Annotated in this window: 22 protein-coding genes; 11 read left to right on the top strand and 11 right to left on the bottom strand. The window is 68.6% G+C overall.

The features are described 5' to 3' along the window. Positions 1-94: 94 nt before the first annotated feature. The 3 genes from WG922_RS04000 to WG922_RS03990 all read left to right on the top strand — a co-directional run bounded on the left by WG922_RS04000 (position 95) and on the right by WG922_RS03990 (position 3,732). Positions 95-2,365 carry a BON domain-containing protein gene (locus WG922_RS04000; RefSeq protein ID WP_340280854.1) on the top strand — a complete coding sequence of 757 codons (2,271 nt, stop codon included), beginning with the start codon at positions 95-97 and terminating at the stop codon, positions 2,363-2,365. A 181-nt stretch (positions 2,366-2,546) separates the two neighbouring features. Further along, entirely contained in the window at positions 2,547-2,963 is a 417-nt protein-coding gene (locus WG922_RS03995; RefSeq protein WP_340280853.1) for a BON domain-containing protein, read from the top strand. A 13-nt stretch (positions 2,964-2,976) separates the two neighbouring features. After that, positions 2,977-3,732, top strand: a complete 756-nt coding sequence (locus WG922_RS03990) for a hypothetical protein (RefSeq protein ID WP_340280852.1) — start codon at positions 2,977-2,979, stop codon at positions 3,730-3,732. A gap of 66 nt (positions 3,733-3,798) precedes the next feature. Here WG922_RS03990 and WG922_RS03985 read toward each other — a convergent pair whose 3' ends face one another. From WG922_RS03985 to WG922_RS03960, 6 genes are all read right to left on the bottom strand, one after another. Then, entirely contained in the window at positions 3,799-4,935 is a 1,137-nt protein-coding gene (locus WG922_RS03985) for a zinc-binding metallopeptidase family protein (RefSeq protein ID WP_340280851.1), read from the bottom strand. Positions 4,936-4,960: 25 nt separating this feature from the next. Beyond that, positions 4,961-5,278 (bottom strand): BON domain-containing protein, encoded by a 318-nt coding sequence (locus WG922_RS03980; protein ID WP_340280850.1) that lies wholly within the window; start codon positions 5,276-5,278, stop codon positions 4,961-4,963. A 13-nt stretch (positions 5,279-5,291) separates the two neighbouring features. Continuing rightward, positions 5,292-5,942, bottom strand: a complete 651-nt coding sequence (locus tag WG922_RS03975) for a hypothetical protein (protein WP_340280849.1) — start codon at positions 5,940-5,942, stop codon at positions 5,292-5,294. Next, positions 5,939-6,310, bottom strand: coding sequence for a phage holin family protein (locus WG922_RS03970; RefSeq protein WP_340280848.1), 372 nt, complete (start codon positions 6,308-6,310; stop codon positions 5,939-5,941). Before WG922_RS03970 ends, WG922_RS03975 begins: the two co-directional genes overlap by 4 nt. Before the next feature lie 18 nt (positions 6,311-6,328). Next, positions 6,329-6,646 carry a hypothetical protein gene (locus tag WG922_RS03965; RefSeq protein ID WP_340280847.1) on the bottom strand — a complete coding sequence of 106 codons (318 nt, stop codon included), beginning with the start codon at positions 6,644-6,646 and terminating at the stop codon, positions 6,329-6,331. A gap of 175 nt (positions 6,647-6,821) precedes the next feature. Continuing rightward, positions 6,822-8,189 (bottom strand): CHASE3 domain-containing protein, encoded by a 1,368-nt coding sequence (locus WG922_RS03960; protein ID WP_340280846.1) that lies wholly within the window; start codon positions 8,187-8,189, stop codon positions 6,822-6,824. Between the two features lie 116 nt (positions 8,190-8,305). Between WG922_RS03960 and WG922_RS03955 the strand changes: the two genes are divergently transcribed. The 3 genes from WG922_RS03955 (at position 8,306) to WG922_RS03945 (ending at position 11,523) form a co-directional block, all read left to right on the top strand. Continuing rightward, on the top strand, positions 8,306-8,938 hold the full coding sequence (locus tag WG922_RS03955) for a response regulator (protein ID WP_013902425.1): 633 nt from the start codon (positions 8,306-8,308) through the stop codon (positions 8,936-8,938). A gap of 176 nt (positions 8,939-9,114) precedes the next feature. After that, positions 9,115-9,294, top strand: coding sequence for a hypothetical protein (locus tag WG922_RS03950; RefSeq protein ID WP_340280844.1), 180 nt, complete (start codon positions 9,115-9,117; stop codon positions 9,292-9,294). Between the two features lie 6 nt (positions 9,295-9,300). After that, positions 9,301-11,523, top strand: a complete 2,223-nt coding sequence (locus WG922_RS03945; protein ID WP_340280843.1) for an AsmA family protein — start codon at positions 9,301-9,303, stop codon at positions 11,521-11,523. A 21-nt stretch (positions 11,524-11,544) separates the two neighbouring features. Here WG922_RS03945 and WG922_RS03940 read toward each other — a convergent pair whose 3' ends face one another. From WG922_RS03940 to gpmA, 3 genes are all read right to left on the bottom strand, one after another. Beyond that, positions 11,545-12,300 (bottom strand): HesA/MoeB/ThiF family protein, encoded by a 756-nt coding sequence (locus tag WG922_RS03940; RefSeq protein WP_340280842.1) that lies wholly within the window; start codon positions 12,298-12,300, stop codon positions 11,545-11,547. 86 nt (positions 12,301-12,386) lie between these two features. Then, positions 12,387-13,829, bottom strand: a complete 1,443-nt coding sequence (locus WG922_RS03935; RefSeq protein WP_340280841.1) for a S41 family peptidase — start codon at positions 13,827-13,829, stop codon at positions 12,387-12,389. Positions 13,830-13,991: 162 nt separating this feature from the next. Continuing rightward, complete coding sequence (gene gpmA, locus WG922_RS03930) at positions 13,992-14,735, bottom strand: 2,3-diphosphoglycerate-dependent phosphoglycerate mutase (protein ID WP_340280839.1); 744 nt, start codon at positions 14,733-14,735, stop codon at positions 13,992-13,994. Positions 14,736-14,817: 82 nt separating this feature from the next. On the opposite strand from gpmA, the gene WG922_RS03925 reads away from it, so the two are divergent. The 4 genes from WG922_RS03925 (at position 14,818) to WG922_RS03910 (ending at position 17,053) form a co-directional block, all read left to right on the top strand. Further along, positions 14,818-15,225, top strand: a complete 408-nt coding sequence (locus WG922_RS03925; protein WP_340280838.1) for a rhodanese-like domain-containing protein — start codon at positions 14,818-14,820, stop codon at positions 15,223-15,225. Between the two features lie 29 nt (positions 15,226-15,254). Next, positions 15,255-15,515, top strand: coding sequence for a glutaredoxin 3 (gene grxC / locus WG922_RS03920; protein ID WP_340280837.1), 261 nt, complete (start codon positions 15,255-15,257; stop codon positions 15,513-15,515). 66 nt (positions 15,516-15,581) lie between these two features. Next, positions 15,582-16,049 (top strand): protein-export chaperone SecB, encoded by a 468-nt coding sequence (gene secB / locus WG922_RS03915; RefSeq protein WP_340280836.1) that lies wholly within the window; start codon positions 15,582-15,584, stop codon positions 16,047-16,049. Positions 16,050-16,051: 2 nt separating this feature from the next. Beyond that, positions 16,052-17,053: an NAD(P)H-dependent glycerol-3-phosphate dehydrogenase gene (locus WG922_RS03910; protein ID WP_340280834.1), complete on the top strand. Its 1,002-nt coding sequence runs from the start codon at positions 16,052-16,054 to the stop codon at positions 17,051-17,053. Positions 17,054-17,060: 7 nt separating this feature from the next. On the opposite strand, the gene WG922_RS03905 is transcribed toward WG922_RS03910, so the two are convergent. Further along, entirely contained in the window at positions 17,061-17,438 is a 378-nt protein-coding gene (locus tag WG922_RS03905; protein ID WP_340280832.1) for a thioredoxin family protein, read from the bottom strand. 146 nt (positions 17,439-17,584) lie between these two features. Here WG922_RS03905 and nadA point away from each other — a divergent pair, with 146 nt between their 5' ends. Next, positions 17,585-18,700 (top strand): quinolinate synthase NadA, encoded by a 1,116-nt coding sequence (gene nadA, locus WG922_RS03900; RefSeq protein WP_340280830.1) that lies wholly within the window; start codon positions 17,585-17,587, stop codon positions 18,698-18,700. 152 nt (positions 18,701-18,852) lie between these two features. On the opposite strand, the gene WG922_RS03895 is transcribed toward nadA, so the two are convergent. After that, positions 18,853-19,155, bottom strand: a complete 303-nt coding sequence (locus tag WG922_RS03895) for a hypothetical protein (RefSeq protein ID WP_340280829.1) — start codon at positions 19,153-19,155, stop codon at positions 18,853-18,855. Between the last annotated feature and the right edge of the window lie 114 nt (positions 19,156-19,269).

Genomic DNA, 19,269 nt, shown 5'->3' with positions numbered 1-19,269 from the left:
GCGCCAACATGTCCCGCATCGGAAACCAGCGGGTCGCAGCGGCAGTCGCTGCGCCAGGCGCTGGTCTTCCTATCTTTGAAGGAAGGGAACGTCCATGCGATCGATGCACTACAAGACCCTCGCCACTGCCTCGTCGGTAGCGGTGCTGCTGGCCTTGGCCGGCTGCGGCGAGCGGGAAACCGTCCAGACCGGCGCGGCGCCGGTGAACAACGCGGCACAGGAAGCAGCCAGCACCGCCAACCAGGCAGGCCAGCAGGCGCAGGAGGCCTTGGCCGAGGCGCGCCAGGAATCCCAGCAGGCTATCCAGGAGGCCCGCACCGAGGCGCAGCAGGCGGTCAACGAGGCCCAGCAGAAGTCGAGCGAAGCCTACGATCAGGCCAACCAGCAGGCCCAGGAGAAGTTGGCCGAGGCACGCCAGGAAACCCAGCAGACGGTGCAGGAAGCCCGCGAGACGGCCAAAGAAGCGCGTGAAGAGACGCGGGAAGCCATCGCCCAGACGCAGAGCGAGGCCGAGAAGGCCCAGCGCGAAGCACAGCAAGCCCAGATGGAAGCGCAGAAGGCTCAGGAGGCGGCGCAGTCTTCCGGCGGCGGTCAGACCATCGCCATCGTTGAGCCCCTGCCGGAGCCCCAGGGCGCGGAGCGCCAGGCGAGCAGCACCAGCGGCAGCGGCGCCGCCATGCAGCCGCAAGAGAGCGCGTCGGCATCGTCGTCGGGGTCGTCCACCATGGGAGCGTCCGGCGCATCCGGCGAGCAGCGCGATCCTTCGGCTGGCGTGAGCGACGCTGTCAAGGACGCGCAGATCTCCGCCAAGGTGAACACCGGCCTGTCGGTCGATAAGCGCCTGAGCGCCTCCGGCATCGAGGTGGACACCAAGGGCGCGGTGGTGACGCTCAAGGGCAAGGCCCCGAGCCAGGAAGCCAAGGACCGCGCAGAGGAGATCGCCCGCTACGTGGAAGGCGTCAACGAAGTACGCAACGAACTGCAGGTCAGCCAGGACGCAGCATCCGGCGGCTCGGCTGCGCAGCAGCAGCAGCAGGCTTCTTCCGGCGCTGCGGCGGGTAGCAGCGGACAACAGGCGTCGGACAGCGCCAGCGCGAGCAACTCGCTGACCGCGCTGGTGCCTCGCGACCCGAACGCGCCCGGCAGCAGCAGCACGGTGGGCAGCGGCGACACCGCCGGCAACGCGACCCAGAGCAGCATGGGCGCTGCGGGATCGTCTTCGCCCGCGACCTCCTCGTCCTCGTCCGCGATGGGCTCGTCGTCGTCCGGCACGCCGGACCAGCAGATCACCGAGAAGGTGAAGGAGCGCCTGGGCAGCCAGAGCGAGTTGAAGGCCGACGCCATCCAGGTGCAGACGCAGGACGGCGAGGTGACGCTCACCGGCCAGGCGCCGAGCGAGCAGGCCAAAAACCAGGCTGAGGAAGCGGCGCGCAAGGTCGAGGACGTCAAGAGCGTCAAGAACGAGCTGAAGGTGCAGGAAGCCCAGGCGAGTTCGGGTGGCGCGAGCACCATGGGTGCCGCCGGCTCGTCGTCGTCCGGCACGCCGGACCAGCAGATCACCGAGAAGGTGAAGGAGCGCCTGAGCAGCCAGAGCGAGCTGAAGGCCGACGCCATCCAGGTGCAGACGCAGGACGGCGAGGTGACGCTCACCGGCCAGGCGCCGAGCGAGCAGGCCAAGAACCAGGCTGAGGAAGCGGCGCGCAAGGTCGAGGACGTCAAGAGCGTCAAGAACGAGCTGAAGGTGCAGGAAGCGCAGGCGAGTTCGGGTGGCGCGAGCACCATGGGTGCCGCCGGCTCGTCGTCTTCCGGCACGCCGGACCAGCAGATCACCGAGAAGGTGAAGGAGCGCCTGAGCAGCCAGAGCGAGCTGAAGGCCGACGCCATCCAGGTGCAGACGCAGGACGGCGAGGTGACGCTCACCGGCCAGGCGCCGAGCGAGCAGGCCAAGAACCAGGCTGAGGAAGCGGCGCGCAAGGTCGCGGACGTCAAGAGCGTCAAGAACGAGCTGAAGGTGCAGGAAGCGCAGGCGAGTTCGGGTGGCAGCAGCGCTGCCGGGGCAGCGACCATGGGAGCGGGTTCGCAGCCGTCTTCCTCGCAGCCCAAGCAGCAGGAGGAGAAGTCGAGCAGCATCGGCTCGGCCGTAACCGACATGGCCATCACGACCAAGGTCAACACCGGCCTGTCGGTGGACAAGCACCTGAGCGCGACCAAGATCGACGTGGACACGAAGGACGGCGTCGTCACGCTCAAGGGCAGCGCCCCCTCCGAAGAGGCCAAGAAGCGTGCGGCGGAAATTGCACGGCACGTGGACAACGTCAAGGAAGTGAAGAACGAGTTGAAGGTGGCCGGCGGCTCGACGAGCTGAGCGGACGGCCTCGACAGGTGAACAGGGAGGTGGTTGCGTACCACCTCCTTTTTTCCGCCTGCCCCGGGCTGTCCCTGCGCCGTCACCCAGCGCCGACGCCCGTGTGTCAAGGCGTGTTCCCGCTGCGCTGGCCCCGCTCGCGCCGGGTGCAGCGCCGGCAACTCAAGGACATCGCGACGACATGAGCTGCTCCGCGTCCCTCCCGTGCCGGCGGGCACGCACATCGCGCTGCGCACGGCTTGCGTTCCTGCTCGCCGCGCTGGCGCTGTGCACGGGCCTGGCGGCGTGCCAGCGCGCCGACGTACCGGCGAACCCGGAGGCTGCCGCGGGCGCGGCTGCGGATCAGCGCTCGTCCGACATCGATCGGGCCGCGGCGCGGGACATGCAGATCACCATCCTCATGAACAAGCGACTGGCCGCCGACGAGGAGCTGAGTGCAATGAAGATCGACGTGGAGACGCACGACGGGGAGGTGCTGCTGCGTGGACCGGCGCCCGATCCGGTCGCCCGGGAGCGCGCAGGCGAACTCGCGCGCGGGATCGCCGGGGTGCGCGCGGTCGACAACCGTCTTTCGGTCCCCGGGGGAGCCGCACGTTGAGGGGCGACCGGGCATGGCAGGGCTGAGCCACCACCTGGTGTCGGGGGTGGGCGTCATCGTGCTCGCCCTGGTGCATCTGTGGGGGAACCGGCTGCGCTTCCTCGACCGTGCGCCGCGCAGCATCTGGCTGTCGGCCTCGGGCGGGGTGTCGGTCGCCTACGTCTTCCTGCACCTGCTGCCGGAGCTGGATCGCGGCCACCACATGTTGCAGCGTGCGCAGCCCATGGGGCTGGACCTTTCGGCCTACCTGCTGGCGATGGCGGGACTCACGGTGTTCTACGGGGTGGAGCGGCTGGCCTGCGGCCACCAGCGAAGGCACGCCGCGGCCGGCGATCCGCAGCTGGAGCACCCGGAGCCCTCGACTCGGGTCGTGTTCGCGCTGCATGTGGGCGCTTTCGCGCTCTACAACTGGATCATCGGTGTCGTGCTGGTGCAGCGCGACGAGGTGGGCCTGGTGAAGACCTCGCTTTTCACGCTGGCGCTGGCCATGCACTTCCTGGTGAACGACTACGGGCTGCGCGCCCACTACCGGCAGCTCTATCACGGACGGGGCCGCTGGCTGCTGGCCGGGTCGGCGGTGGCGGGCTGGCTCGCCGGCGCCACCATGGAAGTACCCGAACTCGCACTGCAAAGCGGTGTGGCGCTGCTGGCGGGCGGGATCATCATGAACGTGATGAAGGAGGAGTTGCCGACCGAGCGCGAAAGCCGCTTCGGCGCCTTCGCGGCTGGAGTGGCCGGGTATGGGCTGCTGCTCTGGCTGGCGCGCTGAGCGGACCGCCCTATCGCGTGCGAGGGCGGATTTGCGCGGGCTCAACCTGCGCGCGGGCGAGCCGCCTCAGCCCGGCGCCGGCGATTGCTCCCCGCCCTGGCGCACGTGCTCGTGCACGATCTCGTGCACCACGCGCAGCTTGTCGAGCGCACTCACACTGAGCGCGAACGGATAGGCGTCCTCCTGCCCCAGGCTGCGGGTGAGGCTGTTCACCAGCACGGTGAGCGGCACCCATTGGGCGACGAGCGCATCGAAGTCGTCGGCGCGTGCGAAGGGATCCGATACGTGCTCGTGCACATCGGCGCCGGGCGCGTGCAGCACGAGCCGCGTCTCGAACGAGGCGGCGGTCTCCAGCAGGTCCACCATGTGCAGGTAATGGGCCCAGGTTTCGGCCCAGTCCTCCCAGGGGTGCGCGGTCGCGTAGGCGCTCACGTGCCGCTCCTGCCAGTCGATGTCGTGGGCGGCGCGCTCGTAGTGCTGGCGCAGCGCCTCGGCGTAGTCGGCCCGCTCGTCTCCGAAGGCACTGCGAAAGCGCTCGTGGCGCCCGGCCCGTTCGATCAGCACGTCCCAGTAGTAGTGGCCGGACTCGTGCCGCAGGTGGCCGAGCAGCGTGCGGTAGGGCTCACCCAGCGCGAGCCGGCGGCGCTCGCGCTCGTCGTCATCCGCTTCCGCGATGTTGAGGGTGATCACGCCGTTGCTGTGCCCGGTGAGAACCGGTTGTCCGGGCTGATCGGCGAGGAACTCGTAGCGCGGTCCCTGCTCTACGCCCGGCGCCGGATGCGGGTTGACCAGCCCCAGCCGTGCGAGCGTGAAGAACAGCCGGCGCTTGGCACCTTCGATGCGATAGAAGCGCCGCTGGTTCTGCGGCACGGAAAGATCGGGCAGCACGCGGGTCTGCCGGCAAGAGACGCACAGAGGATTGAGGTCGTCCTCGGGTACCGCGAAGTTGCAGGCCTGCGTCTGCTCGTGGTGCATGCACAGTCGCCAGCGGCCAGGAGCGGCCGAGGCGCCAGCGGCGCCAGCGGCGCGCTGAAATTTCGGCATCCTGCGTTGCCACAGGCCGGGCGCATCGTCGCCCACCGGTTCGATGGCGCACAGGTCCATGCGGTCCGGCAGGAACGCCAGTGCGCTCCCGCAGCGCAGGCAGGTGCTGTTCTCGTAGTACAGCGCCTGGCCACACTGCTCGCAGTCGAAGGTCCTCACGGGAAGGACCTCGCAGCGGCTGCGATCAGGGACGCACGATCAGGTTGTTGACGACCTGGCGCACGCCGGGAGTGGCGCGGGCCAGCGCCTCGGCCTGGGATTTCTCCGCGGGCGACTTGGCGAAGCCGGACAGCGCCACCACGCCTTCGAGGGTATCGACGTTGATGGACATGCCGCCGGTGGTGCGGTCCTCCAGCAGCTTGGCCTTGACGCGGGCCGTCGTCACCTTGTCATCGACGTAGCCGCCCACCGTGGTCTGGTCGCGCATGACGGCGCAACCGGCGGTGGTGGCGACCGTCAGGCCGGCCATGGCGGCCAACAGGATCGTGCGTGCGTATTTCATGTAAGAAGCTCCTTCAGGGTTGTTGATGGGTGTAGATGTCGGGTTCATCGACGCGGGACATGCCTTCGTCGGCGCGCGCGGGCCCGTACATCGCCGAAATGAGTGCAGAGGAGACCTGCGGCGAGCGCAGCGCCGCCAGGGCAAGGCCGGTGAGCGAAATCATTCGCCACGGCTTGGCAAGGTAGAACACGGCGCCCGCGGCCATCGCGATGGCCAGGAAGCTCACGGGCCGGCGCTGCGCATACGAAGACATCACCGGACGCGCCAGTTCCACCACGAGATTGGCCGGGTGGTTGCTCCAGTAGGTGCGGCCGGCGTCGCCAAGGGCGGCGAAACGGCCGCCGAACAGGCGGTCGGCACGGCGCGCGTGGCGTGTGGCCGGATCGGTGCCGCGGATCGCTTCCTCGTGCTCTTTGCGATCGGCTTCCTCGATGCGCAGCTGCGCAGCGCTCTCCTCGAAGATCGGGTCCCTGGACGGCGTCTCCTGGGTGGCAACGGGCTGCATCTCCGCGGCGCCGTTGCGATGCGTCTGCGAGCCGAAGCCCGCCGCATGCGCCACCTTGTTGAAGGCCGATCGCAGCATGCCGGGGCTTTGCTGCTTGCGCTGGATGTGCTCCAGGATGGCCAGGCGCGACTGTTCCAGCCGATGGCTGCTCTCGTTCATGGCTGGGCTCCCAGGGAATGCAGGGTCTGCGCGTCCGCATTGAGCTGGGAGCGGGTCTCCTTGAACGCGCCGTTCGGCAGCTTCTTCTTGGCTTGCAGGCCGCCGACGATGGCCACCACCAGGAACACGGCCGGCACGATCAGCAGCATCCAGTGGAAGCCGGCGACGGCCCACAGCATGACCGCGACGCCGATCAGGATCAGGAACACCAGCAGGCAGACGGCCGCCACGATGCCCGCAACCGCGCGTTTGGCCACCTCGGCGCCGACGTCCTTGGCTTCGTCGCGGATCAGCCCGGCATAGCTTGCCAGATGATCGCTCAGCAGCTCCGGCTTGCTGAACAGGACTGAAAAGATGGGATGCAACATGGTTGGCCGCTCCTGGGCTCAGTACCGCTCGTGCCGGCGGCGCGACATGAGAACGGCCGCGGTCAGCAGGGCCCCGACCGCCGCTGCGGCGAGCGCCGCCTTCATGGGCTGCTCCGCGACATACCGGGAGGTGGCGTCCGCATAGTGGTGGACGTGCCGCTGCGCCGCAGTGGCGGTGTCGGCCATGCCGTAGCGCAGATCGCGCAGCCGTTCCGCGGTGCGCTCCAGCGCCTGGGCGGCGTACTCGCGCGTGTTGTCGATCGCCTGGCTGCCGCTGCGGGTCGCGTCGTCAACGTACTGACCAGCGGATTTGCTGCTGCTGCTGCGTGTGAACATGGTGAGGGTCCTCTCGTCGTGGTTGTGGGTAGACACGCCCCGGGCGCGGCGGGGGCAGGGCACACAACGAGGGTACGGCTCAAGGTCAGCCGTCGCTGATAAGCGCCGGGCGTGACTGCATGTCGTCTTGCGCGGGGTGGCTCCGTAGGAACAGGCCGACGCGCGGACGAGCAGTTCAGGAGATTGCGCGCGGCGCCTGGGGGGCGTGGCCCTTCGGCAAAACCGCCATTACGCGAGTGCCTTCGCCCGGCTTGGAGGTGACGGTGAGGCGCCCTCCCGAGGCCTCGACACGGTGGCGCATGCCGGCAAGGCCGTGGGTTGAGGGGCGCATGCCCGCGACGTCGAAGCCCCGGCCGTCGTCGCGCACGCTGACTTCGACGACCGTTGCATAGGCATGCACCGTGATGTGCACCTGGTGCGCCTCGGCGTACTTGGCCACGTTGGTGAGCGACTCCTGCACCAGGCGATAGACGGTGAGCTGGTCTGCTTCGGCAAGTTCGACCTGCTCCAGATTGGTGAGCACTTCGACGCCGGTCTGCTCGGAGAACTCGCGCGCCAGGATCTCCAGCGACGCCGACAGTCCCAGGTTCGCCAGCGATGAGGGGCGCAGGTCTTCGATGATGCGGCGCTTGAGGGCGATGCCGCTGTTGAGTGTCTCGGTCAGGTGCTGCAGCCGCTGGGACACCTCGGGGGCGGGCGTGCCCAGGCGCGACTTGAGCCGCGCCACGTCGAGCTTGGCGGCGGTGAGCAGCGCACCCAGCTCATCGTGCAACTCGCGCGCCAGATGGCCCCGCTCCTGCTCGCGCACCTGCTGCAGATGGGTCGCCAGTTCGGTGAGCGAGGCCGTGCGCTCGCGCACCTGGCGCTCGAGGAGGTCCCGCTCGGCCTGAAGAGCCTGCTGCTGGCGCTCACCGGCAGCGTTCAGAGCCGAGGTCTGGCGCAAGTACAACCAGAAGGCGATCAGCGCGACCAGCGCCACCGCGGCGATGCCTGCACGCGCGAGCAGCAGCGAGTGCCGCACCTGCTCCTGGCTGCGCTCGATGCGCTGCGTGGCGGCGTTCACCAGACCCTCCACCTGACCACGGATGGCGTCCATGTGCTGCTTGCCCACGTCCGTCATGAGCACGAACTTCCAGGCGTCGTCGTTGCCCTGCTGGCGCATGCGCACCAGCAATTCCATCTCGGAGAGTTTGCGCTGCAACTCGCGCGCCACCTGAGACAACGCAACCTGCGCATCGGGCTCGCCCGTGTACATGCCGCTCAGGGCGTCGAGCGTCTGGCCGACTTGGGCGACCGCGCGGTTGTACGGCTCGAGGTAGCGCGGGTCGCCCGTGAGCAGGAAGCCTCGTGAGCCGGTCTCGGCGTCGAGCACCAGCTGCAGCGTGCGGTTCAGGGCACCGCGCGTGGCCGCCGCCTCCCTGATTTCCGACAGCGCTGCACTCGAGCGGCGAAAGCCGATTTCGTTGATGCCGATGAGCACGCCGACCGCAAGAACCGCCAGCACCAGGCTGATCGCCGCCTTCGGCAGCGAGCGCATCGGCATTAGAACGCCTCCACGCGAGTGCCGTTGTGCATAGAATCCAAACTCGTCATGTTTACAGGTTAGGCCATTTCGGTTGACCTCGGGTTGCCAGCAACAGGCGAGGAAAGAGAACGGACATGATCAAAGTCGGCATTGTGGATGACCATGCCATCGTGCGGTCGGGACTGAAGCAGTTCTTTTCCGAGCAGGTGGATCTGCGCGTAGTGGGTGAGGCCGCAAGTGGCCGCGAGGCGATCGACCTCGTTCGCACCACGGAACTGGACGTGCTGGTGATGGACCTGTCCATGCCAGGCCAAAGCGGTATCGATGCCTTGGGCATGATCCGCGCGAAGGCGCCCGACGTGGGCATCCTGATCCTCTCGGGGTATCCCGAAGAGCACTACGCGATGAACCTCATTCGGCAGGGCGCGAGCGGGTACTTGAACAAGGAATGCGAGCCGATGGAGATCGTGAACGCGATCCGCACCATCGCCCTCGGGCGTCGCTACATCTCGCCGGCCGTGGCCGAGCTGCTCGCGCAGCAGCTCAATCGCAAAGAGGGCGGCGCACCGCATGAGCAGCTCTCCGAACGCGAGTTCCAGGTGTTCCTCAAGCTGGCCAAGGGCGAGACGGCCGGCGACATCGCGAAGGCGCTGTCGCTGTCGGTCAAGACCGTGAGCACGTACCGCACGCGCCTCATGGAGAAGATGTCGCTCGCCTCGAACAGCGACCTCACCTATTACGCGCTCAAGAACAAGCTGATCGATTGATCTGGCCGGGCGAGTTCGCGGCGCCGCGTTGCTCGTCCCGGCATGTAGGCTCAGGCTCACAGGTCAAGGCGTGAGGAGCCGACCCCGCTACATATCCTCACCCCGCACACTGCACGAAACAGCACCGGCTCCGCCGGTTCGAGGACTGCGCAGTGAGGATCCTTCTCGGTTCTTTGATGATTTTCTTTGGGACCCTGCTGATGGCGGGCCTGCTGGCCTTGGGACGTCCCGACGCCGGCGGCATGCCGCATCTGCGCGGCGCCGGTGCCGGCATGTCCTTTGCCGAGACCGACGACAGCGCGCCCCTCCCACCACCCGAGTGGCACCGCCTGGTCGCGAAGCTGGGCTTGCGCTGAGGCGCCATGGACATCGAGCATCCTCCCGCCGCGCGCGCGCGATCTGCGCGGTGGTGGCGGGTACTGGGCGGCGTGCTGCTGCTTGCGCTGCTCGCCGCCCTGCTGGTGCTCGCTCTGTTTCCCTGGGACCGACTGCGTGGACCGCTCAATCGCTATCTCACCGAACAGACCGGCCGCCATTTCGAGATCACCCGACGGCTGGACGTGCGGCTCGGGCGCGAGTTGCACCTCGTCGCAGACGGGCTGGTTTTCGGCAATCCACGGTGGGCCACGGAGCCGTACCTGGTCGAGGCCGAGGGAGCGGAATTGCGCATCCGCCTGTGGCCGCTCCTGTTCCAGCGCCGGCTCGAAGTGCCATGGGTGTCCCTGCGCAATCCGCGTCTGGGGCTGGAACTGCTTCCGGATGGCCGTCGCACCTGGCAGCTCGACCGTGACGATGAGCAGCGCGAGAGCCGGCTGGAGGTCGGCACCATGCAGGTCGATCAGGGAACCCTGCGCTTCATCGCACCGCATCTGGGGGCGGACATCCGCGCGGACTTCGTGCTGGATGCGAATGCAACGTCGCCCGAAGCCCAGCTGCTGCCACTGAGCTTTCGCGGCGGGGGGCGCTGGCGTGGCGAGCCCTTCGTGGGCGAGGGACGCACGGGCAACGTGCTGGCACTGCGGCAGGCTGCCAGCCAGCCCTTTCCCGTGGAGGTGTTCGCCTCGTCGGGGCGCTCCACCCTGCGCGCCGGTGGGCGCATGCGCAGCCTGGGAAGCTTCGACGGTGCGGACATCAACCTCGCGCTGCGCGGTCGCAACCTCGCGGAGCTGCAAGCAGTGACCGGGCTCGCCTTGCCGGCCACGGCGCCCTATGCGCTCGAGGGGCGGCTGCAGCGGGAGGGCGAGCGCTGGAGTGGCACCGACCTGCGCGGCATCGTGGGCCGTACGGATTTCGCCGGCGAACTGCACTACGACGGCGGCCGTGAGCGCAGCGCGCTGCAGGGAAGGCTGCATGCGCGCCGGCTGGACATCGGCGACTTCGTGAACATGGCGGGCACGCAGCGCCCCGCAGCCCCGAAGCGCGCGGCGGTCCCGCGCAAAGGCAATGGGCGCGTGCTGCCCGATACGCCGCTGAATCCAGCCCGACTCACCCGCATGGACGCCGACCTGCGCATCACAGCGGAACGCGTGCTGCACGCCCGGCCGCTACCCGTCGAGCATCTGAGCACGCGCGTGCTCATGGAGCGGGGGCTGCTGCGCATCGAGCCGCTGGAATTCGCGCTGGCAGGAGGGCGGGTGGCCGCGTCGGCGCAGCTCGATGGGAGGCGCATGCCTGCGCAACTGCAGCTGCAACTTCAGGCGAACGGCATGCAACTGGAACGGCTGCTGCCACCGGAGGGCCGTGAAGCCGCCAGCCTCGGGGAGGTGCAGGCCCGCCTGGCGTTGACGGGGCAGGGCACCAGCGTCCGCCGCCTGCTGGCCGGGGCGTCCGGCGAGCTGGTCCTGGGCATGGGAGAAGGCCGCATGAGCAACCTGCTGCTGGAGGCGCTGGGGCTCGATGGCGGCGAGGTGGCGAAATTCCTGATGGGGCGCGACCAGCAGGTGCGGCTGCGCTGCGCGTTCGCCGGCTTCGACGTGCAGAAGGGCGTGATGCGTTCGCGCGTGGTGGTGCTCGACACCGTCGATACGGTGATCTGGGGGCAGGGCGGGATCGACCTGGCGCAGGAGCGCATCGAGTTCACGCTCTGGCCGCGGCCCAAGGACGTGAGCATCCTGTCGCTGCGCTCGCCGCTGAAGATCGGCGGCACGTTCGCAGCTCCCGAGGCCGGTGTCGACAAAGGAGCGGTCGCCGCGCGCGCCGGCATCGCCGTGGCGCTGGGCCTCATCAACCCGCTGCTCGGACTCGCCGCCACGGTGGAGACCGGACCAGGAGAAGACGTGGACTGCGCGGCCATGCAGCAGAAGGCGCACGCCCCTGCACCACCGGAGAAGCAGTCCGGGCACGAGGGCCAGCAGGTCCAGCAGGAGCCGCAGGGACAGCAGGGACAGCAGGAGCCGCAAGGACAGCAAGGGCAGCAAGGGCAGCAAGGGCAGCAAGGGCAGCAAGGGCAGCAAGGGCAGCAAGGGCAGCAAGGGCAGCAAGGGCAGCCGGCACGATCCGGCGCAGGGACTGCACCTGCCTCGCCGGGGCCGACGGCGGCACCCCCGGCGCCCGCGCCGCCGGCACAAGCGCCACGGCGCGGATGAGGAGCCGAGGGCGCGGTTTCGTCAGCCGGCCGCGCGGGCGCACACCGGGCAGTGGGGCGAGCGGGGCACCCGGATCTCGCTCCATTCCATCCGCAGCGCCTCCAGCATCAGCAGCCGTCCGGCCAGCGACCGGCCGGCCCCGGTCAGCAGCTTCAGCGCCTCGGCTGCCTGCATGCTGCCGATGATCCCCACCAACGGTGCGAAGACGCCGAGCGTGGCGCAGCGCGTCTCCTCGGGTTGCTGGTCCGGCGGGAACACGCAGGCGTAGCAGGGCGAGGCCGGATCGCGCGGGTCATAGGCTGCAATCTGTCCGTCGAAGCGGATGGCCGATCCCGACACCAGCGGCACGCCGTGGCGCACGCATGCGGCGTTGATGGCCTGACGTGTCGCGAAGTTGTCGCTGCAGTCGAGCACGAGCCCGGCACCCGGAACCAGCTCGTCCAGCAGCGCAGGGTCAGCGCGCTGACGCACGCAGCGCACCCGCACGGCCGGGTTGATGGCGGCGATCGCGTCGCGTGCCGACTCGACCTTGGCGCGGCCTATCCGCCCTATCGAATGCGCGATCTGGCGCTGCAGGTTGGTGAGATCGACGGTGTCGTCGTCCACCAGCACGAGCTCGCCCAGACCTGCGCTGCCCAGGTACAGCGCCACCGGCGACCCCAACCCGCCCGCCCCGATCACCAGGGCGCGGGAACGCGCCAGCCGCTCCTGGCCTTCCACGCCGATTTCCTCGAGCAGGATGTGGCGCGAATAGCGCAGCAGTTCGTCGTCCGTCATGCGGTGATTACAAACGAAAAAGCCGGCAGGCTACGGCGCCGGCCGGCTTGGGAGACCTGCTTCGCGCGCCGGAGCGCGCTGTGCGGTCAGTTCTCTTTCTTGGCGCTCTTGTCCTCGATGACCTGCGTCTTGCTGACCAGCACCGGGCTGCCCTTGAGCTGATTCAGCGCCTGCTTCAGCTGGAAGTCGGTTTCGCTGCCGAACTCCGGCATCTTGGCGCGCTCGGCCGGCGGCTTCTTCGCTTCTTCCTCGGCACGCTTCATCGCTTCCTCGCGGGCGCGTTCGCGGGCCGGGTCCTTGCTTTCGGGGCCTTGTCCGTTGTTCAGGTGCTTCACCAGGTCGGCTTCTCGGGTGCGCAGCATGGCGAATACATTGCCTTCCTCGCTCTCGTCCACCAGCACGTCCGGCACGATGCCCGTGGCCTGGATGGACTTGCCGCTGGGCGTGTAGTAGCGCGCCGTCGTGAGCTTCAGCCCGGTGTCGGGACCGAGCGGCCGCACCGTCTGCACCGAGCCCTTGCCGAAGGTCTGGCTGCCGAGGACCACCGCACGCTTGTGGTCCTGCAGGGCGCCGGCGACGATCTCGCTGGCGGAAGCGGAGCCTTCGTTGACCAGCACCACGAGCGGCACGTTCTTCAGCGCGGCGGGCAGCCGGCGCAGCGGATCGGCGCCCGGACGGCGCTGGTAGAACTCGGGCGAGGCCTTGTAGGTGAACTTGCTCTCGGGCAGCTGCCCGTTGGTCGACACCACCGTCACGCCTTCTGGCAGGAAGGCCGCCGAGATGGCGACTGCCGCGTCGAGCAGGCCGCCCGGATCATTGCGCAGGTCGAGCACCATGCCCTTGAGGTTCGGGTCGGCCTTGTAGACCTCTTCGACCTTGCGCACGAAATCTTCCACCGTGCGCTCCTGGAACTGCGACAGCCGGATCCAGGCGTAGCCGGGCTCGACCACCTTGCCCTTGACCGACACGGTCTTGATTTCCTCGCGCGTGATGGTGACCGGGAAGGAACGGCTCTCGTCCTTGCGGAAGATCGTGAGCATCACCTTGGTGTTCGGCTCGCCACGCATGCGCTTGACCGCTTCGGACAGCGTCAACCCCTTCACGGCGGCTTCGTCGATCTTGGTGATCAGGTCGCCGGGCAGGAGGCCGGCGCGTGCGGCGGGCGAGCCTTCGATGGGCGAGACCACCTTCACGAGGCCCTCTTCCTGAGAAATCTCGATGCCCACGCCGACGAAGCGCCCTGAAGTTCCTTCGCGGAATTCCTTGAAGGACTTTTTGTCGAAATACTGCGAGTGGGGATCGAGGCTGGCGACCATGCCGGAGATGGCGTCGCTGATGAGCTTCTTCTCATCGACGGGCTCGACGTAGTCGCTCTTGACCATGCCGAACACGGCCGCGAGCTGCTGCAATTCTTCGAGTGGGAGCGGGGCCAGGGAGCCACGCGCGGCCGTCTGCAGCGACACCGTTGTGAGCGCTCCGGCGAGGGCGCCTACGGAAATCCAGCCGGCGATCTTCAGTTTGTGGCTCATGGAAAGTCTTAAGTCCTCTCGACTCAATTTATACACCTGGGAAACGGCTCTGACGCAATGCTTACCCCCAGGTTCCATGCACCTGGCTGCGGATGTGTAAAAAAACCGGGCCGGCCACTGCGGCGGGCCCGGCCGGCCGCCGTGATCCGGCGCCTGCGGAGTTCAGCCGCGCCCCTGGGTGGCCACGGCAGCGGCGGCCGCCTTGGCCGCCGCTTCGTCGCCCAGGTAGGCGCTGCGCAGCGGGCGCAGCTCGGCGTCGAGCTCGTACACCAGGGGAATGCCGTTGGGAATGTTGAGGCCGACGATGTCGGTGTCCGAGATGTTGTCGAGGTACTTCACCAGCGCGCGGATCGAGTTGCCGTGCGCCGCCACCACGATCCGCTTGCCGGCACGGATCGCGGGCGCCATGGATTCGTTCCAGAACGGCAGCACCCGCGCGACGGTGTCCTTCAGGCATTCGGTCAGCGGCACCTGGCCCGCAGCGAGCTTGGCGTAGCGGATGTCGCCGCGCTCGCAGCGCGGGTCGTCGGGCTCCAGCGCAGGAGGGGGCACGTCATAGGAGCGGCGCCACACCAGGACCTGCGCGTCGCCGTATTCGCGCGCCGTCTCGGCCTTGTTCAGTCCCTGGAGTGCGCCGTAGTGCCGTTCGTTGAGCCGCCACGAATGCACCACCGGCAGCCAGGTGCGGTCGAGCTCGTCGAGGCAGTGCCAGAGGGTGCGGGTGGCCCGCTTGAGCACGCTCGTATAGGCGAGGTCGAAGTCGAAGCCCTCGCTGCGCAGCAGACGACCTGCGTTCTTGGCCTGCTCGATGCCGGTCGGGGTGAGGTCCACGTCGGTCCAGCCGGTGAACCGGTTTTCGAGGTTCCAGGTCGATTCGCCGTGGCGAATGAGGACGAGTTTGTACATGGGCAGGCGCCTGTCGTCGGTGAGTGGGGAAACCCGGGATTCTAGAATCGCGGGTTGCCCTGCAGGGCTTCAAAGGAACGACGTGAATTTCTTGATCGACAACTGGGCGCTGATCTCCGTGGCCCTGCTTTCGGGCGGCATGCTGCTGTGGCCCATGCTGCGCGGCGGCTCGGGCGGAGGATTGAATCCCGCCGCGGCCGTCCAACTCATCAACCGCGAGCGCGGCGTGGTGGTCGATGTGGCCGAGCCCGACGAGTATGCCGCCGGCCACGTGGCGGGGGCCCGCAACGTACCACTGGGGCAGTTCGAGAAGCGGCTGCCTGAGGTGGTGAAGAACAAGACCGTGCCGCTGATCCTGGTGTGCCCCACCGGCGCGCGCGCGCAGCGCGCCTTGCCTACTGCCAAAAGACTCGGCTACGAAAAGGCCCAAGTGCTGGCGGGCGGCCTGCGTGCGTGGAAAGAGGCTAACCTGCCGGTCGAGAAAGCCTGACCCCCGAATTTTCGAAGACCACGTCACCCATGCAACCCGTCAAGATGTACACCACGGCCGTCTGCCCCTATTGCATTCGAGCCAAGCAGATACTCAAGTCCAAGGGCGTCGAGCAGATCGACGAGATCCGCATCGACACCGATGCCGAGCAGCGCGCGACCATGATGCAGACCACCGGGCGCCGCACCGTGCCGCAGATCTTCATCGGCGACACCCACGTCGGCGGCTGCGACGACCTGATCGCGCTGGACCAGCGCGGCGGCCTCGTTCCCCTGCTGCAGGGCGCCTGAGATAATCCCCCGCTTCCGGCCCGCCCCCTCGGGGAGCGGGCCTCTTCACGACAGAAAGATTCCCCAATGGCCGACACCCAAGACCCCGTCTTCCAGATCCAGCGCGTCTATTTGAAGGAGGCTTCGCTCGAGCAGCCGAATTCGCCCGCGATCCTGCTCGAGCAGGAGCAGCCGGGCGTGGACATCCAGCTGGGCGTGGAAGCCTCGCAGGCCGCCGACGGGGTGTTCGAGGTCTGCGTCACCGCCACGGTGACCACCAAGATCAAGGACCGCACCGTGTTCCTGGCGGAGGTCAAGCAGGCCGGCATCTTCGAGATCCGCAATATCGATCCCGAGCAGATGAACGCGGTGATGGGCATTGCCTGCCCGCAGATCATCTATCCCTACCTGCGCGGCAACGTCGCCGACCTCATCACCCGCGCCGGCTTTCCGCCCGTACACCTTGCCGAGATCAACTTCCAGGCGATGTACGAGCAGCAGCAAGCCCAGCTGGCGCAGCAGCAGCAGGGCTCGGGCATCATCACCAGCGCCTGAGCATGAGGCTGGCCGTGCTCGGCGCAGGCGCGTGGGGCACGGCCTTGGCCGTCAACGCGTCGGCCGGCCATGAAGTCAGCCTGTGGTTGCGCGATGCGGCGCAGGCGCGGTCGCTGCGCAGCGACCGCGAAAACCGCCGCTATCTTCCCGGAGTCGCCCTCGCGCCCTCGATCACCGTTCGTGACGATGCGGCGCAGGACCTGCCACGGCTGGTGTCCGAGCACGCACTCGCCATCGTTGCGACGCCCATGGCGGGGCTGCGGCCCCTGCTGGAGCGGCTGCGCGAATCCAGGGTCCCGATCGCCTGGCTGTGCAAGGGATTCGAGGCCGATCCGGCGCATCCCCAGGGACTGCTGGGGCATGAGATACAGCTCGAAGTCGCTCCTAACCTGCGCGCGGGTGCGCTCAGCGGCCCGAGCTTCGCGCTCGAGGTGGCGCGGGGCCAGCCCACCGCCCTGGTTGCGGCCAGCCCGCACGCCGACGTGCGCGGCGCCCTGGTAGAGGCGTTCCACGGCGCCAGCCTGCGTGTCTACGCCAACGACGATCTCGCCGGCGTCGAGGTGGGCGGCGCGGTGAAGAACGTCCTGGCGATCGCCACCGGCCTGTGCGATGGCCTGCAACTCGGGCTCAATGCGCGTGCCGCCCTCATCACGCGCGGGCTTGCCGAGATGACGCGCCTCGGGACGGCGCTCGGCGCGCGTGCGGAGACCTTCATGGGCCTGTCGGGGCTGGGTGACCTGGTCCTCACCGCCACCGGAGACCTGAGCCGCAACCGGCGTGTCGGCCTGCTGCTGGCGCAGGGGCAGAGCCTGCAGCAGGCGGTGCATTCCCTGGGGCATGTGGCCGAGGGCGTCTACTGCGCGCGGGCCGTCGTGCAGCGCGCCGACCGGCTCGGTGTCGAGATGCCGATCGCGCAGGCCGTGCTGGGCCTGCTGGATGGCCGCAGCGGCCCCGAAGAGGCGGTCGCGGCCCTGATGGGGCGCAGCGCGCGACCCGAAAGCTGAAGCGGGCTCAGCCCTGCCGCCGGCCGTCAGGCGCGTCCGCCGACCGCGCGGTCTGTGCGCCGCCGGATGCGTCCAGACGGGCAAGGGCTTCGGCGATCGGCGCAGACGCCCCGGGCCGCACCAGCCGCTCGATCTCCTGACCATCGCGCAGCAGGATCAGCGTCGGCCACAGCTTGACCTTGAACGAGCGGCCCAGGGGGCGCCCGGGGCCATCCTCGACCTTGAGGTGGCGCAGCCCGGGGTGGGCGCGAAGGGCCTCGGCGATGTGCGCCTGGGCGCCGCGGCACCAGCCGCACCAGTCGGTGCCGAATTCGAGCAGCGTGGGGCCGGGCAGGGCGTCGATCTCTGCGCGCGTGGGCTGGCTCGTGCTGTACGGAGTAGTCATGCGGACATTGTGGCGCGCGACGCAGCCGCCGGGCGCCCGCGGGCTATGCTCGGGGCGTCCGACGTTCCTGTGTGGTGTCGTGTGGGGCTTGCGCAAAGCCCGACCGGCCGCATGTGCGGGCGGTGCCGATCCGAGAGCCGAAATAAATGAGCGCAGTCATCCCCATCATCGACGTTGCCTACGAACAGCCGAGCGGCAGCAGCTGCGACACGCGCCACGCCTGGGCCCGCGTGCCGCCCGAGCCGCAGCCGGCCGAGCGCGAAGAGCTCAAGTCGCGCATTCGCCGCCTGCTGAAGGAGCGCGATGCCGTGATGGTGTCGCACTACTACGTGCACCCGGACCTGCAGGACCTCGCCGAGGAGACCGGCGGGATCGTGAGCGACTCGCTCGAGATGGCCCGCTTCGGCCGCGACCATCCGGCGCGCACGCTGGTGGTGTCGGGCGTGCGCTTCATGGGGGAGACGGCCAAGATCCTGTCGCCCGAGAAGCGCGTGCTGATGCCCGACCTGGACGCGACCTGCTCGCTCGACCTCGGCTGCCCGATCGACGAATTCAGCGCCTTCTGCGACCAGCACCCCGACCGGACGGTGGTGGTCTATGCCAACACCAGCGCCGCGGTGAAGGCACGCGCGGATTGGCTCGTCACCTCCAGCTGCGCACTGCAGATCGTCGGTGCGCTCAAGGAGCAGGGGCACAAGATCCTGTGGGCGCCCGACCGCCACCTGGGCGGCTACATCCAGCGCGAGACCGGTGCCGACATGGTGTTCTGGAACGGCTCGTGCATCGTGCACGACGAGTTCAAGGGGTTCGAGCTCGAGCAGCTCAAGAAGGCTCATCCCGGCGCCAAGGTGCTGGTGCATCCCGAATCGCCTGCCGACGTCGTGGCGCTGGCCGACGCGGTGGGATCGACCTCCGCCATTCTCAAGGCCGCGCGCGAGATGGACGCACGCGAGTTCATCGTCGCCACGGACAACGGCATGATGCACAAGCTGCGCACGCTCAATCCGGGCAAGGTCTTCATCGAGGCGCCTACGGCCGGCAACAGCGCCACCTGCAAGAGCTGCGCGCATTGCCCCTGGATGGCGATGAACGGACTGGCCGACCTGGCGCGGGTGCTGGAGACCGGCGCCAACGAAGTCCACGTCGATGCCACGCTGATCGAAAGGGCGCGACTGCCGATCGACCGGATGCTGGCGTTCACCGCCGCTTTGAAGAACGGTCAGGCTGCGGGCGCCCTGGTGCCGAACATCGGCGCGGCCTGAGGTAACAACCGTCGCAGGTCCTCGGGGGGCCAGCCTCCCGGTGCGCCGTCCGGGGCTGCAACGCGAGCGTGGTTCCCGGTTCCGGACGCCGCGCGCCGGGTGAGTGCTCCACGCACAGCGTTTGTCGGAGCAGGGCCGGCCTTCGCTGGTGCCTACTTGCTCAGCGGCAGCCAGCGGTATTCGCCCAGGCCTTTGCGGCCGGTCGCTGCCCGCACCACCATCATCGAGCCGAGGATGGATCCGCCCAGGCGCACCGCAAACGACGCGCTCTGCCGCGTGGCGATCCAGGTGCCGATGCCGGCCGCGAGCATCAGCCAGTGCTCGCCCGGAATGTTGGGCCGCTGGGCGTCCCATTCCCTGAGCTGCTGCAGCTGCTGGCGCGTCTGCCGTTCGCCGGGAAGCTCCTGGCGTTCACTGTTCCATTCGCGGATGCGCTGGAGAGGATTGGATTGCATGCGGTGTCCTTGCTGCTGGGTGCTGGCGGCGCTTCGACGCGCCGTGTGCGACCCACTCTAGGTCCGGGGCCGGGCGCCCTGTGTGCGCACAGCGCCGGCCATCCTGTAGGACGC

The organism is Ramlibacter sp. AN1015, from assembly GCF_037726105.1.
Taxonomy (GTDB): Bacteria; Pseudomonadota; Gammaproteobacteria; order Burkholderiales; family Burkholderiaceae_C; genus Ramlibacter.
Note: the sequence above shows the minus strand (reverse complement) of the source record. Positions and strands in the feature narration are given on the sequence as shown.

Coding starts and splice junctions, on each gene's coding strand:
- WG922_RS03995 (WP_340280853.1), top strand. CDS start 2,547: ATGAGCTGCTCCGCGTCCCTCCCGTGCCGGCGGGCACGCACATCGCGC.
- WG922_RS03940 (WP_340280842.1), bottom strand. CDS start 12,300: ATGACGGACGACGAACTGCTGCGCTATTCGCGCCACATCCTGCTCGAG.
- WG922_RS03935 (WP_340280841.1), bottom strand. CDS start 13,829: ATGAGCCACAAACTGAAGATCGCCGGCTGGATTTCCGTAGGCGCCCTC.
- WG922_RS03975 (WP_340280849.1), bottom strand. CDS start 5,942: ATGAACGAGAGCAGCCATCGGCTGGAACAGTCGCGCCTGGCCATCCTG.
- WG922_RS03895 (WP_340280829.1), bottom strand. CDS start 19,155: ATGCAATCCAATCCTCTCCAGCGCATCCGCGAATGGAACAGTGAACGC.
- WG922_RS03990 (WP_340280852.1), top strand. CDS start 2,977: ATGGCAGGGCTGAGCCACCACCTGGTGTCGGGGGTGGGCGTCATCGTG.
- nadA (WP_340280830.1), top strand. CDS start 17,585: ATGAGCGCAGTCATCCCCATCATCGACGTTGCCTACGAACAGCCGAGC.
- WG922_RS03910 (WP_340280834.1), top strand. CDS start 16,052: ATGAGGCTGGCCGTGCTCGGCGCAGGCGCGTGGGGCACGGCCTTGGCC.
- WG922_RS03905 (WP_340280832.1), bottom strand. CDS start 17,438: ATGACTACTCCGTACAGCACGAGCCAGCCCACGCGCGCAGAGATCGAC.
- WG922_RS03965 (WP_340280847.1), bottom strand. CDS start 6,646: ATGTTCACACGCAGCAGCAGCAGCAAATCCGCTGGTCAGTACGTTGAC.
- secB (WP_340280836.1), top strand. CDS start 15,582: ATGGCCGACACCCAAGACCCCGTCTTCCAGATCCAGCGCGTCTATTTG.
- WG922_RS03960 (WP_340280846.1), bottom strand. CDS start 8,189: ATGCCGATGCGCTCGCTGCCGAAGGCGGCGATCAGCCTGGTGCTGGCG.
- WG922_RS03950 (WP_340280844.1), top strand. CDS start 9,115: ATGATTTTCTTTGGGACCCTGCTGATGGCGGGCCTGCTGGCCTTGGGA.
- WG922_RS03970 (WP_340280848.1), bottom strand. CDS start 6,310: ATGTTGCATCCCATCTTTTCAGTCCTGTTCAGCAAGCCGGAGCTGCTG.
- WG922_RS03945 (WP_340280843.1), top strand. CDS start 9,301: ATGGACATCGAGCATCCTCCCGCCGCGCGCGCGCGATCTGCGCGGTGG.
- WG922_RS03955 (WP_013902425.1), top strand. CDS start 8,306: ATGATCAAAGTCGGCATTGTGGATGACCATGCCATCGTGCGGTCGGGA.
- grxC (WP_340280837.1), top strand. CDS start 15,255: ATGCAACCCGTCAAGATGTACACCACGGCCGTCTGCCCCTATTGCATT.
- WG922_RS04000 (WP_340280854.1), top strand. CDS start 95: ATGCGATCGATGCACTACAAGACCCTCGCCACTGCCTCGTCGGTAGCG.
- gpmA (WP_340280839.1), bottom strand. CDS start 14,735: ATGTACAAACTCGTCCTCATTCGCCACGGCGAATCGACCTGGAACCTC.
- WG922_RS03980 (WP_340280850.1), bottom strand. CDS start 5,278: ATGAAATACGCACGCACGATCCTGTTGGCCGCCATGGCCGGCCTGACG.